General features: G+C 70.2%; 13 protein-coding genes. All 13 read left to right on the forward strand.

All coding sequences use genetic code 11. The features are described 5' to 3' along the window. Position 1 precedes the first annotated feature (1 nt). The 13 genes from HV824_RS02860 (at position 2) to HV824_RS02920 (ending at position 12808) form a co-directional block, all read left to right on the forward strand. Positions 2 to 751 carry a hypothetical protein gene (locus HV824_RS02860; RefSeq protein ID WP_176416731.1) on the forward strand — a complete coding sequence of 250 codons (750 nt, stop codon included), beginning with the start codon at positions 2 to 4 and terminating at the stop codon, positions 749 to 751. Beyond that, on the forward strand, positions 748 to 1737 hold the full coding sequence (locus HV824_RS02865) for a pentapeptide repeat-containing protein (protein WP_176416730.1): 990 nt from the start codon (positions 748 to 750) through the stop codon (positions 1735 to 1737). The genes HV824_RS02860 and HV824_RS02865 overlap by 4 nt, the downstream gene beginning before the upstream one ends. Positions 1738 to 1887: 150 nt before the next feature. After that, the gene (locus HV824_RS02870) at positions 1888 to 2481 is read left to right on the forward strand and encodes a DUF4255 domain-containing protein (RefSeq protein ID WP_176422597.1); all 594 of its coding nucleotides are present in this window, start codon (positions 1888 to 1890) and stop codon (positions 2479 to 2481) included. Then, complete coding sequence (locus tag HV824_RS02875) at positions 2478 to 3209, forward strand: hypothetical protein (protein ID WP_176422598.1); 732 nt, start codon at positions 2478 to 2480, stop codon at positions 3207 to 3209. Before HV824_RS02870 ends, HV824_RS02875 begins: the two co-directional genes overlap by 4 nt. A gap of 25 nt (positions 3210 to 3234) precedes the next feature. Beyond that, positions 3235 to 5607, forward strand: a complete 2373-nt coding sequence (locus HV824_RS38125) for a phage tail sheath family protein (protein ID WP_368738010.1) — start codon at positions 3235 to 3237, stop codon at positions 5605 to 5607. Between the two features lie 18 nt (positions 5608 to 5625). Further along, on the forward strand, positions 5626 to 6081 hold the full coding sequence (locus HV824_RS02885; protein WP_163786693.1) for a phage tail protein: 456 nt from the start codon (positions 5626 to 5628) through the stop codon (positions 6079 to 6081). A gap of 28 nt (positions 6082 to 6109) precedes the next feature. Further along, positions 6110 to 7681: a phage tail sheath protein gene (locus HV824_RS02890; protein ID WP_176422600.1), complete on the forward strand. Its 1572-nt coding sequence runs from the start codon at positions 6110 to 6112 to the stop codon at positions 7679 to 7681. After that, a complete protein-coding gene (locus tag HV824_RS02895; protein WP_163778289.1) occupies positions 7678 to 8157 on the forward strand; it encodes a phage tail protein in 480 nt (159 codons plus the stop codon). Before HV824_RS02890 ends, HV824_RS02895 begins: the two co-directional genes overlap by 4 nt. Before the next feature lie 6 nt (positions 8158 to 8163). Beyond that, on the forward strand, positions 8164 to 9303 hold the full coding sequence (locus tag HV824_RS02900) for a hypothetical protein (protein ID WP_176422601.1): 1140 nt from the start codon (positions 8164 to 8166) through the stop codon (positions 9301 to 9303). Between the two features lie 3 nt (positions 9304 to 9306). Further along, a complete protein-coding gene (locus HV824_RS02905) occupies positions 9307 to 9480 on the forward strand; it encodes a hypothetical protein (protein ID WP_176422602.1) in 174 nt (57 codons plus the stop codon). An 18-nt stretch (positions 9481 to 9498) separates the two neighbouring features. Further along, a complete protein-coding gene (locus HV824_RS02910) occupies positions 9499 to 10575 on the forward strand; it encodes a phage late control D family protein (RefSeq protein WP_176416723.1) in 1077 nt (358 codons plus the stop codon). Next, positions 10572 to 11270, forward strand: a complete 699-nt coding sequence (locus tag HV824_RS02915; RefSeq protein ID WP_176416722.1) for a phage baseplate assembly protein V — start codon at positions 10572 to 10574, stop codon at positions 11268 to 11270. The genes HV824_RS02910 and HV824_RS02915 overlap by 4 nt, the downstream gene beginning before the upstream one ends. Beyond that, positions 11264 to 12808 carry a hypothetical protein gene (locus HV824_RS02920; protein ID WP_217917043.1) on the forward strand — a complete coding sequence of 515 codons (1545 nt, stop codon included), beginning with the start codon at positions 11264 to 11266 and terminating at the stop codon, positions 12806 to 12808. The genes HV824_RS02915 and HV824_RS02920 overlap by 7 nt, the downstream gene beginning before the upstream one ends. The last annotated feature ends 5 nt before the right edge of the window (positions 12809 to 12813 follow it).

Here is a 12813-nt window from a genome sequence, read left to right on the forward strand (position 1 = left end):
GATGTTCCGCTACCGCTTGTCGACCCCACCCTCATCACCGTTCGCGCGCTTCAAGAAGGACGTCCTCGTCTGGCTCGAGGTCGACTACCGGGACCAGCGTGCGCGCCTTCAGTTCGAAGGCCCCACACCCCTCGTGACGGACGCCAGAAGGACGCTGTCGAAGGCAACGGGCTACCGCGAGCGAGAAATCGACGTCGACGGCACCCTCACGCCTCTCGATCTGCATGCGGCGATGAGCAGCGACGTCATGCAGCCGTTCAACCCGAAGCTGGTCGAGGGCGAATCGGTGCTGATGCACCGAAGCCCTCCGCAGCTGACCGCCGAGGAACTCACGCGCAGCTTCGCAAAACGGTTCGCGCTCTGGCTCGTCTCCGAGCTACCAGGGCCCGTCAAGGTCCGGAGTTACGAGTGGGAGCACCTCCTCGGGGGACTCCAGGGGACGCTGTTCGAGTGGTCCTTCTGGCGTCCCAAGTACCCGTCCGGTCAAGAGGCCGCCAGCGCCCTCTCGGTCCCCCTGGCCGAAGCGCTGGCCCATGAGACGGCGCGCCTCAAGGACGTGTACGAGCGCCGCCCTGTCGACCAGCGACTTGTTCCCCCCTCGCTGACGCCTGAAGCAGCGAGGGAAGTCGCGAACGTCTTCGTCGAAGCGCTCGACACCGCGGCGCCTGGCGATGATGGCGCCGCGGCGCTCATCGTCCGGCTCCACGAGAAGCTCCTCGCGCTCGGACTCATGAGCCGGAGACAGGCATGACCCCCAGCGCGCGAGACATCCTCCACGCCCTCCTCCAAAAAAAGGCTCGCGCGCGGAACCTTCAGCTTCACGGCGCGGACCTCACGGGTGCCCCACTCGACGGCCTGCGTGGAGACGGCTTGGACCTGGGCCAGGCCCGCCTCCACGGCGCCAGCCTGCGCGGCGCCCGGCTCTCCGCCTGTTCGCTGGAGCGCGCGGGGCTCGAAGGCGCCGTGCTGGAAGGCGCGACGCTCCGGCAGTGCCGGCTGGATGGCGCCGACCTGCGACGGGCGCGGCTCTCCGAGGCCCGCCTCGAGGACAGCTCTGCGCGCGGCGCGGACCTGTCCCATGCCGACCTGCGCAAAGCCCGGCTCTCGGAGACATCGTTCTCACGCGCCATCCTCCGCGACGCCGTGCTCGACGGCGCGGAAGGCGTCGGCGTGGAACTACGAGGCGCGGACCTCACGGGCGCGTCACTGCTGGACGTGCGGCTGGACGAGGCGGACTTTCGCGGCGCCGACCTGACAGGTGCCAACGTGTCAGGCGGGAGCCTCCGCCACGCGGACTTCCGAGGCGCCATCGTGGACGGCGTGCAGTGGACCGGGTGCGACCACACCGGCGCCCGCTTCGATGCGGAGGACGCCACCCCGCCACGCGCCCAGCCCAGCGCTCCCGAGAACTTCGACGCTCCAGCGATGGCCACCTGGCTCGGAGACCTGATGGAGCACGCGCTGCGCTCCGCGCCAGGCAGCGTGCATGGCGCGGCCACACGAGGCCCTGAGACACCCGCCGAGTTGTTACAACTCCTCGGCTCGTTGCAGCAGGACCTCGGCGCCCGCGGCGTAGAACTCCCGGACCTGACCGCACGCCTCCAACCGCTGCTCTCCGCCCTGGAACAGGGTGGCGATGAGCCGCCAGAGGAATGGAAGGCCTTGCTCGAGGGGCTTGACGAGAACGCCGAAGACGTCGTCCGCGCGCTGCTCTCCCGGCTTCAGGCACCTCGGTAGACAGCTCCCACCGTCTCAACAGGTCCCAGTCACTTCACCCATCGCATGAGGTGACTTGACTATCCGTCCTAGCCCCGACACCATACACGCACTGCAAGTCGATACGGCGTTCATCAATCGTTATCCACGCGGTGCGGTTGGGGGAGCAACGTGGCTGGCTTTTCCGCCATCTATTCAGTCGGCGACTCGCTGGTCTCCTATCTGAGACATGCCTATGAGTTGTCTCACGAGCCGGAGGGGCTGCCCACGTGCCGCTTCGAGCTCGTCCCCAGCGGGAAGATGGCAGGAAGTGAGAGCAACGCCCCGCCGGTCGAAGTCCCAGGCGTCACCCTCTTTCTCTACCGCGTCGCCGTCAATGAGCATTTGCGCAATGAGCCACGCGCGGAGGCGCCTCCGCCGCTCGCGCTGGACTTGCATTACCTGCTCACGGTCTGGGCTGAGAACGTCGACGACGAGCACCGCATCATGGCCTGGGTCATGTTGCAGCTTCACACACACAACGCGCTGAGCGCCTCGGACCTGTCCCCCGTGGGCGTCTGGCGCCCGGACGAGCTGGTGCAAATCATCCCGGCGGAGATCCCTCAAGAAGACCTCTTGCGGATGTGGGACGCCTTGCGACGCCCCTATCGCCCTTCCGTCACGTACGTCGCCCGGGTCGTCTGCATCGACGTGCAGGGCAAGCCCGCTGGACGGCCCGTGGTGGCGCGGCGCTTCGAATTCACGAATGAGGTGCCCAGGCCATGATGCTCGAGCGCACCGAGAGCCGCGCCCTGGCCGCCATCCGCTTCCTCGACGCGGAGACGCAACGCCCCCTCACGGAGCCCATCACCGTCGCGGGGCAGGGCCTGCGCTTCGCGCGCAACGTCCGCGGGCTGCTCGTGGTGACGGACGCGCCGGGCTTCTCCGACTACGCGGCGAGCTTCGAGCTGCCAGACCCGCTCCCCGCCCCGGCCGCCTTCCCGCTGGTGGCGAGCGACCCCACGCGCCGCTATCTGGCCCGGAGCTTCACGCTCGAGTTGCCACGAGACGCGACGGCTCAGCCCACGGGCCAGCCGCTCCCGCCAGACTCCGTCTTTCGGCCGGTGGACGTCACGCTCTACCCGTCTCCGCTGATGCGCCCGTCCGCGCGCAGCGCCGTGGTGCGGCTCCGTGTCGTGGACGTCCACGACAGGCCCTTGCCCGGCGCGCTGGTGTCGCTCGCCCTGGCCGACCCGGAGATCACGCGCTGGGGCCTGTCGAACGAGCGGGGTGACGCGCTCATCCTCGTGCCCGGCATTCCCATCGCGGACTGGAGCAACCCCGAGGCCCCCATCCACTTCACCTTCAGCCTGGCCGCGGCCTGGGCGGCGTCGACACAGCCGCCCGACCCCGACGCGCTCGCCCAGGACTTCCACCCCTTGAGCAGCACCCTCGACGTCGCCGCCGGCGAAGAGGTCACCACCACCATCAAGCTCGATTGGGTCGAGCTCTGAACGTAACGAGAAAGTGGGGGCTCGCGTGCCTGAATATCTCGCACCCGGTGTCTACGTCGAAGAGACGAGTTTCCGAGCCAGGTCCATCGAGGGCGTCAGCACCAGCACCAGTGGCTTCGCGGGCCCTGCACGCAAGGGCCCCGTTGCCGGCACCCCGTCGCTGGTGACGAGCTTCCCCGAGTTCGTCCGGCTCTTCGGTGGCCTCACGGACCTGGATCTCACCGGCACCCCGGAGACGACCAACTACCTGGCGCACTCGGTCCGCGCTTACTTCAACGAGGGCGGCTCCCGCCTCTACGTGGCGCGCGTCTTCTCGGGGATGCCGGCCAACGCCACCGCTGGCGCGGATGTCATTCCCAACGCGGACGCGAACCTGCGCGCACGCTTCACCGCGAGGTTCCCCGGCCGCGCGGGCAACGGGAGCATCCGCGTCCGGGAGGTGCTCGCGCCGGCCACGGTCGGCGCCATGCGGCGCGCCCCCACGGGCAGCCTGGTCCGGCTGAATCAGACCGCCGCCTCGGCCGCGCGCATCGTGGGCACCCTGCCCCCGCCCTTCGACCTTCCCGATGGCACCACCCTCACGCTGACGTTCGACGGGGACACCGACGTCACCCTCACCTTCTCCGGGCGCAACGCGGAAGCAGCCGCGACGGCGGAGCTCGACCCCACGACGACCTTCCTTGAAGCCAACCAGACGCTCACCGTCACGCTCGGCGGACAGGCGCAGACCCTCACGCTGCCCACCGATGCGCCGCTGACACCCGCGGAGGTCGTGGACGCGCTCAACCGGCAGCTTCGTGGTGGTTACGCCCGGCTCAGCGGCGCCGATGACGCCGCGCCCGCCGGCCGGCTCATCCTGGGCACCGATGTCCGCGGCACCGGGGCGCTCATCCAGGTCTCGGCCAACCCGCAGCTCAAGCTCGACGCCCAGACGGTCGACAACGCGGCGGACCCGCAGAGCAACGTGAGCGACCTGGGCGCGGTGTCCCTCGCGGACCTCCAGGCGCTCCTGGGCGCCAACGCCACGGCGTCCGTCGAGGGCGACGTGCTCGTCATCAGCCACCCGCTCCCCGGTGCCAGCCACTCGTTGGAGGTGGCCTCGGTGAGCTCCAGCGCCCTGGGCCTGGACGCGGCCACCGAGGAGCCCGGCACGGACGGCACGGCGGGGGTGACCTGGTGGCTGAAGCAGGCGAACGACACCTGGTCCAACGGCAGTGACACGTTGCCGCTGCCGAACGACACCGCGTCGCAGTTCCAGCAACTGCCCGGGGACAGCCAGTTCGTCACGCTCACCGTCACCACGCAGGACGGGGACGGGCAGGAGCGGCTGTACGACGGGCTGGCCGTGGACCGCGCCCATCCCCGCTACCTGGGCCATGTGCTCACCGCTTCGCCCGCCACGCTCTCCGAGCAGATGGAGCGGATGTACGCGTTCGAGGCGGGCACCGGCGTGTCCGCGTTCGCGCTGCGCGCGGCGCTGGCCGCGGGCCCCTTCATGCTCACCGGCGGCTCCGACGGGAGCGAGCCGGGCGCGGCCTCGTACGAGGACGCGTTCGAGCGGCTGGGCGGCGTGGAGGACATCTCCATCATCGCCGCGCCGGGCTCCTCGGCGTATGCCGCCGCGCAGGCGGTGCGGCTGGGGCTCATCAGCGCCGCGGAGCGACGCCGTGCCTATCGCATCGCGGTGCTGGACACGCCGCGCGGATACGGGCCGCAGGACGCGGTGGCGCTTCGCGCGCAGGTGGACTCGACCAAGGCCGCGCTCTACTACCCCTGGGTCGTCGTCGCCAACCCGCTGGCCGGGCCCGAGGCGGCCGATGTGCCTCGTGAAATCGCGCTGCCGCCGTCCGCCTTCCTGTGCGGCATCTACGCCCGCAGCGACATCGAGCGCGGCGTGTTCAAGGCGCCCGCGAATGAAGTGGTCCGTGGCGCGCTGCGCTTCGAGCAGGACATCCACTTCGCGCAGCAGGAGACGCTCAACCCCCAGGGCGTCAACTGCCTGCGCTTCTTCCCGGGACGCGGCTACCGCGTGTGGGGCGCGCGCACCGTCAGCTCCGACCCGGAGTGGAAGTACGTGAACGTGCGGCGCTACTTCAACTTCCTGGAGCGCTCCGTGGACGACGGCACGCAGTGGGCCGTGTTCGAGCCCAACGGCGAGCGCCTGTGGGCCAACATCCGCGAGACGATTGGCAGCTTCCTGGAGAACCAGTGGCGCACCGGCGCGTTGCTGGGCACCGACCCGAAGCAGGCGTTCTTCGTGCGGTGTGACCGCACCACCATGGACCAGAACGACCTCGATAACGGCCGGCTCGTCTGCCTCATCGGCGTGGCGGTGGTGAAGCCCGCTGAGTTCGTCATCTTCCGCATCGGCCAGAAGACGGCGGATGCCCGGACCTAACGCAAAGGACCCGCCGCCATGCCTACCCGCCCCACGCCCTACGGCGCCTTCAATTTCGAGATCAGCTTCGACGGCACGTCCTTCGGTGGGTTCTCCGACGTGTCCGGCCTGAGCACCGAGGTCACCCTCTCCGAGTACCGCGACGGCAACGACCCGGAGAACCACGTGCGCAAGGTGCCCGGCGCCTTCAAGACGGGCGACGTCACCCTCAAGCGCGGCGTCGTCGACTCGAGGGCCATCTGGACGTGGGTGGAGGACGTCCGCCGCAACGGTCCGCTGGGCCGCAAGGCCGCCGTCACCATCCGCTTGCTCGACGAGGCGCGCAACCCCGTGCAGTCGTGGAAGCTGGTGAACGTCACGCCGCTGAAGTTCACCGGCCCCACGCTGGCCGCCAAGGGTGGCGGGGACGTGGCCATGGAAGAGCTCGTCCTGGCCGCGGAGACGGTGCGGATGGGCTTCCCGGACGTGGACTGAGCGGAGCGACCGGGAGAGCTCCCAGGCCATGCGGCGACTGACCTTCGAAGTCACAGAGCGCGTGGCGCCCACCGCGCCGGAGCGGATGGACGTGGCCCTCTTCGTGGGCTTCGTCCGCCGCCGCCCGGGCGCGCCCGTTCCCGCCGCGCTGTCGCGCTACCTGTTCGAGCAAGGGTGGATGACCGCCCCCACGCTCCGCGTGGACCCCAACGATGCGCAGGACCCGCTCACCGACGTCCCCCTGCCCTTCGAGAGCTTCGCCGCCTTCGAGCGCGTCTTCGACTGGCGAGCCCGCGCCGGCCTCCCCCCCGACGAGTTCACCGCCCTGGGAGCGGCGGTGCAGGCCTTCTTCGTCCAGGGCGGGCGCAAGTGCTACGTGGTGCGCATGGCGGACCCGCTCACGCCAGGGGCGGAGCGCGCCACGCGGCTCGGGCGGCTGAACCTGCTGCTTCCGGGCAGCCGGCTGCCGGCGCCTCCCGGCATGGAGCACCCCGCGTCCGCCGTGGACCGCGCGACGTGGCACGGCGCGGCCCACCTGTTCGGCCTGCAGGATGTGTCCTTCCTCTGCCTTCCCGATACGCCCGAGCTGGTGGCGGATGCGCCCGAGCCACTGCCCATCCCCCGCCTGCCACCCGCCGGTGCCCCGGGGTTCGTGGAATGCGCCACGCATGGCGCGGCCACCGGGTCCGAATGGAATACGCCGGAGCGCTCAGCGCCGCGCTGCGGACTCACGGCCTACCTGGACTGGGCGGCCTTCCTCGCCGTGCTGGCCGAGCTCCTCCGCGACAGGCGACTGCGGGAGACGCACCTGGTCGCGGCGCTGCCGCTGCCCTCGGCAAGCCTGGTCTTCGATGCGCCCGCGGGCAAGCGCGCCGCGACGCAGGACCTGGGCGCGTTCCTCCATGCCAGCGGAGTGCTCACCCCGTTCCAGAGCGCATTCATCCAGCTCGCCTATCCGTGGCTGCGGACCGCGTCCTCGGAGGGGCTTCCGGAGCGGCTGGCGGCCCCTGACGGGACGCTGACGGGGGCGCTGGCACGCAACGCACTGCTTCGCGGCACCTTCCGAAGCGCCCTGGGACTGGGGCTCGCGGAGGTACGGGAGGTCTTCCCAATCCCAACACGCCTGGACCAGGAACCACGCGAGCAGGGTTCGCCGCTCCGCGCGCTGGGCGAGCGCGTCACGCTGCTGGGGCCCACGCCCCGCGGGATGCAGGTGTTGTCCGACGTGACGTCCAGCCAGGGGGTCAGCCACCGTCAGGCGCCGGTGAGCCGGCTCATCTCCTCGGTGCTGCGAGCGGCGAGGCAGCTCGGCGCGGACCTGACGTTCTCACCTTCGAACGAGGACACCTGGTTGGCGCTGCGCTACCGGATGGAGTCCGTGCTCGGCCGGTTCTTCGCGGAGGGCGCGCTGCGAGGAGCGACGCCGCGCGAGGCGTTCTCCGTGCGGTGTGACCGGACGACCATGACGCAGGACGACCTCGACAACGGGCGGCTCATCGCGCTGGTGGAGCTGGCTCCCGCGGCGGCAATCGAGCGGGTGCAGGTCCTCCTCTCCGCGTTGGAGGGTGACGTGTCGCTCCAGCAGGAGGAAGCCGCATGAGCGGAGACCTCTGGCCACTGCACACCTTCCGCTTCGAGCTCACCTTCCAGCCCGAGCCGCTGTCGGGCGGTGGCCCGGAAGAGGCGCCCGTCGACGGGGCGTTCTCCGAGTGCACGGGGCTGGAAGCCACCATGGAGCCGAAGGCCATTCGCGTGGGCGGCCACAACCTGGGCGCCGTGCAGCGCGCCGGGCCGGTGAGCTTTGGCACCGTGGTGCTCAAGCGAGGCCTCTCGTCGGGCGAGCGGCTGGCTCGCTGGTTCATGAGGGTGACGGGCGGCGACTACGGGTACCGGTGCACCGTGCGAATCCGCCTCAAGGCCCCGTCGGAGGACGGGGGAACGCAGACGGTGCTCACCTACAAGCTGGAGCGCGCCATGCCGGTGAAGTTCAAGGCGGCCGACTTCAACGCCCGCGCGACGGACGTCGGTATCGAAGAGCTGCACCTCGTTCACGAAGGACTCTCCCTGGAGGACTAGCGCGCCATGCCAGACACGACTCCCGAGAGCGCGAGCTTCATCAACGAGAGCAACGGCGAAGAGGTGCTGGTGCACTTCAACCCGAGCTCGCTCCAGTACACCGTCACCAACAAGCTCCAGGACGCCCAGGGCCAGGAGAACCAGCAGTTCGTCTCGGAGAGCAGCGCGAAGCTCACGATGGAGCTGGTCTTCGACACCACCGGCACGGGCGCCAACGTCTGCGACCACACGATACGCATTGCGCAGTTCATGGGCGCCAAGAGCCAGATTCCACCGGACGTCACCTTCCGGTGGGGCGCCTTCGAATTCACCGGCCTGGTGGACACCTATCGGGAGACCATCGACTTCTTCGCATCGGATGGCGTCCCCCTGCGCTCGACCGTCTCGGTGGGCATGACGCGGCAGCAACGCGTCTTCTCCAGGGGAGCCGAAGGCGAGCGTTCGCGGCAGATGGCCGCTGCGCGCAACCAGCCCATCTCGCGCGCCGTCGCGGAGCAGAACAGTGAAGACAATCCGCGCTTCCCCAGCCAGGACGTGATGACCGTCGACCCGTCCGTCCCGCTGGCCCCGCCCACCGCGTTCGCGACAGGCGGAGCCCTGAGCGCGGGCCTGGGGGGTGGAATCGGCGTGGGTGCGGGGCTGGGCGTTGGCGGTGGCTTCTCAGCCGGCGGAGCCTTCTCAGCGGGTGCGGGCGTTTCCGCCGGTGGCGCCTTTTCAGCAGGCGCCTCGTTTGGAGGCAGCGCCTCGTTCAACGCGGGGGCCATGGCGGGAGGCTCAGCCGCATTCGGAGCCAGCATATCCGCATCAAGCCCGATCTTCTCCGCGGGAGCGTCCTTCTCCGCGGGCGCCAACTTCCCCGCGACCACGGGGGCATCCGCCTCGGGCTGGACCGCGAACGCCTGGTCTGGCGCGCAGTCCTCCGCGGGCCTCTCCGCCACTGCAGGCGCGTTCGCGGGACTGCGCGCCGGTCCTCCACGCACCTCCGTCCGACTGGAGACCGTGCGCGCCACCGGGCATGTGGACACCTCCACCTACGAAACCACCGGAGACGGCGTCTTCGAGCTCGGAGGACGCGCCCGGGTCACCAGGCCCCGCTTCGGCGCGACCCTGCCTCCCCGGGGCCGCCTCCGCTTCGAGGGAGATTGAGTCATGTCCATCGTCTTCGACGAGGTCCAGGGGTCCGTCGTCTCGGGCTCCACGCCCGACGCGAGCCAGCGCCCGACCGCGGCGCCAGCGCTCACGCCGCCTCCCGTGGATCCGACATCGATTGCCCGCGCCATCCGGCTCCTCACGCAACGCAAGGCCCGGCTCTTCGCCGACTGAGTCCGCTCCCCGCTCCCCATGACTGACGCCACGGCACAGCCAGAACATCACCGCCCCACGGTGCGCATCTTCGGCAAGGCCGACGCACGCGTCACCGGTCTGGTCAGCAGCATGCGGGTCGAGGAAGCCGAAGGCGGCCTGTGCTCGCTCGAGCTGCGCTTCGAGGCCGTCGCGCGCTACGCCGACACCCAGGCCGAGCAGGTCTTCGAGGACGAGCAACTGCTCAGGCTCGGGGCACCCATCGGCATCTACACCGGCCCCGAGAGCGCCCCACAGGAGATTTTTCGCGGCGTCATCACCGGAATCGAAGCCGTGTTCTCGCAAGACTCCGCGCCCGAGTTCGTCGTGCTCGCCGAGGACGCCTTGCAGAAGGCAAGGCTCGCGCGGCGCACGCTGGTCCACAGCGACCTCACCCTGGCCGAGCTGGCGGAGAAGCTCGCCCGGGACCTGGGGCTGACGCCCGTCATCACAGGCCTTCAAGCGTCCCTGGGCCTCCAGGTCCAATGGAACGAGAGCGACCTGGCCTTCGCGCGGCGGCTGCTGTCCACGCGGGATGTGGACCTGCAGGTGACGGGTGACGCGCTCCACGTCTCGCCACGGAGCGCGGTGCGCCGGGGCACCCTGGAGCTGAACCTCTACGCGGAGCTGCGCCGGGTGCGCGTCACGGCGGACCTGGCGCATCAGGCCACCCAGGTCACTTGCACCGGATGGAACGCCATCCAGGGCGCCGGGGTCTCCGGCCAGAGCGCCGGCTCGCGTCCCGGACCGGGCGAAGGGCGGACCGGCGCGGAGCTGCTCCAGCAGACGCTGGGACCTCGGACAGAGCACCTTGGCTCGCTGCCCGTGTCCACCAGCGACGAGGCCACCGCCATCGCCAGGGCCGCCTTCGATGCGCGCGCCCGGCGCTTCGTCCGCGTCGACGCCACCGCGGTGGGCACCCCCGCGCTCCGCGTGGGGACCCACGTGAGGCTCAGCGGCCTGAGCGCCCGCTTCGACAACACCTACTACGTGGTCCGCGCCAGCCACCGCTACGACGCCCTCCACGGCTACGAGACGGACTTCGAGGCCGAGTGCGCCTTCCTGGGAGCGCCATGACCGACACCGCACACGCACTGGAGCGCCGCCTGCTGGGCGCCATGCTCGGCACCTATCTGGCGAAGGTCGTGTCCGTGGAGGACCCCGAGCACCTGGCGCGCGTTCAAGTCCGCCTGCTCACCGCGCCCGAGGGCCTGGCCGATGCGGACGTGGCCTTGTGGGCGCGGGTCGCCGTGCCGTTCTCCGGCAGTGGCTGGGGCGCGCTCTTCCTCCCGGACAAGGATGACGAGGTGGCCGTGGTCTTCGCCGGCGGCGACCCGCGCCAGCCGCTCGTCGTGGGAGGCCTGTGGAACGGGAGCGCCCGTCCGCCGGAGACGCCCGGAGGAAAGCGCGTGGACCGTTACGTCATCAAGGCCCGGAACGGCAGCCGCATCGCCATCGTCGAAGCGAGCGAGGGCACCGCGCAAATCACCCTGGAAGTCCCCGGAGGCGTGAGCGCCACGCTGAACCAGTCCAGCGGGGGCGAGCTCACGCTGGAAGCAGCAGGCAACACCGTCACGCTCGCCTCGCAGGGCGTCACCGTCCGGGCCGCGACCAAGGTGTCCGTCACCGCCAGCGAGGTGGAGGTCAGCGCCGGTCAGGTCACGGTCAACGCCGCGATGTCGTCCTTCACCGGCGTCGTGAAGTGCGACGTGCTGCAGACCAACTCGGTGATGGGCGTGACGTACACGCCAGGGGCGGGCAACGTATGGTGAGCCACCCCGTCAAGCTGCGCGGACTCATCTTCGACGGCGCCACCGGAGCCCCGCGGGCGGCCCAGCGCGGCGCCCCCGCGTTCATCGAGCGGCAGGACCAGGAGTTCGTTCAAGCCATCTTCGGCGAGCTCAGGTCCGAGGAAGGTCGCAAGGCGCTGGCGGGCACCCTCATCTCCGATGGGACGCTCACCGCCCAGGGGCTCAAGCTGCTCCAGCCCGTTCACGGCGTGTTCAACGTGGCCCTGCTGGAGGCCTGCTGCGACGTGTTCGGTGAGCCTCGGGTCGAGACGACCCGAATCGAAAGCGCGGGGCTCGTCATCCGACGTGTGGGCGCAGGCAACACGCGCGAGGCCTGGGTGCGGCGGGACGGCAAGGTCGCCGGCTGGGTCGCGCTCGAAGGTGAGGAACAGGAGCGCGACCCCGACCCTGGACGGCGTGAAGGGCCCGCGGGCCCCGGCCCCGCGGACGTCCGGCGCGAGCTGCTGCGCCTCATGCGGGCCACCAGCCGGGACCAGGAGAGCGTGACCTCGCTCTTCATCGCACCGCCCGACGCGTGCGCCGCGGCGAAGCGCACCGTGCTGTACGGCCTGCTCCAGGTGGCGAGCGGCGAAGCACCGGAGCGCACGTCCAACCCAGGGCCCGCCTTCGACGACGCGCAGGTGCGGAGCCTGCTGTCCCCCTACTTCGCCGCGGGAAAGACGGTGGACTGGACAGGGCTCGAAGGCCTGTCGGTCACCTACCAGGACGTGGCCCAGCGCAGACTGCCGCAGGCGACGCACGACAAGCTGTCCCTGTTCATCGACTTCCTGCGCGGACTGGTCGCGGTGTTCGACGCCTTCCAAACGCCCGCGCTCATGACGGCGATGAACCGCGTGCAGCTCGACCATGGCAACGGCCAGAGGCGGCCCGCGGGCACGGTGCTCGCCGGGCTGGCGGAAGTCCTGGTCCAGGGGAAGACGGGCACGGTGGTGTTGCCCCGCTCGTGGACGCAACCCAACACCTCGGATGCCGCCCAGGTCCTCCAGGCAGCGAAGGCCGCCACCGCGCCACGGATGCGGGACCTCATCCCCCCCGAGCGGCGCTTCGAGCGGCGTGGTTCGCGCTACGTGGCCAGGGCCTTCATCCGGGTCCACCGCGAGGACGGCTGCCCACCCGCCATCGTCTGGAGCGAGGAGAGCGCCCCCTTCACCATCGCCGCCTGGCACGAGCGCGGAAAGCTGCCGCCCGTCCTCATCACCCTTCCGTCGCTCAAGGACCTGAGCGCCTTCAAGCCCAACGTCACCTTCCAAGTGCCGCCGGGGCTGAACGAGCTGCTGAACAAGAACTCGCCGAAGGACTTCCTCGAAGGCTCGGCCAGTCCGCCCGCGGGTCCGGGCATCGGGTGGCTGTGTGGGTTCAACATTCCCATCATCACCCTCTGCGCCTTCATCGTTCTCAACCTCTTCCTGTCGCTGCTGAACATCGTCTTCTTCTGGATTGCCCTCATCAAGATCTGCATCCCCATCCCCGCCTCGCTGCGCGAGCGGTTCGAGGACTGACCGCG

Origin of the sequence: Myxococcus sp. AM009, assembly GCF_013372605.1 — a bacterium.
In the GTDB taxonomy this organism is placed as follows: domain Bacteria; phylum Myxococcota; class Myxococcia; order Myxococcales; family Myxococcaceae; genus Myxococcus; species Myxococcus vastator.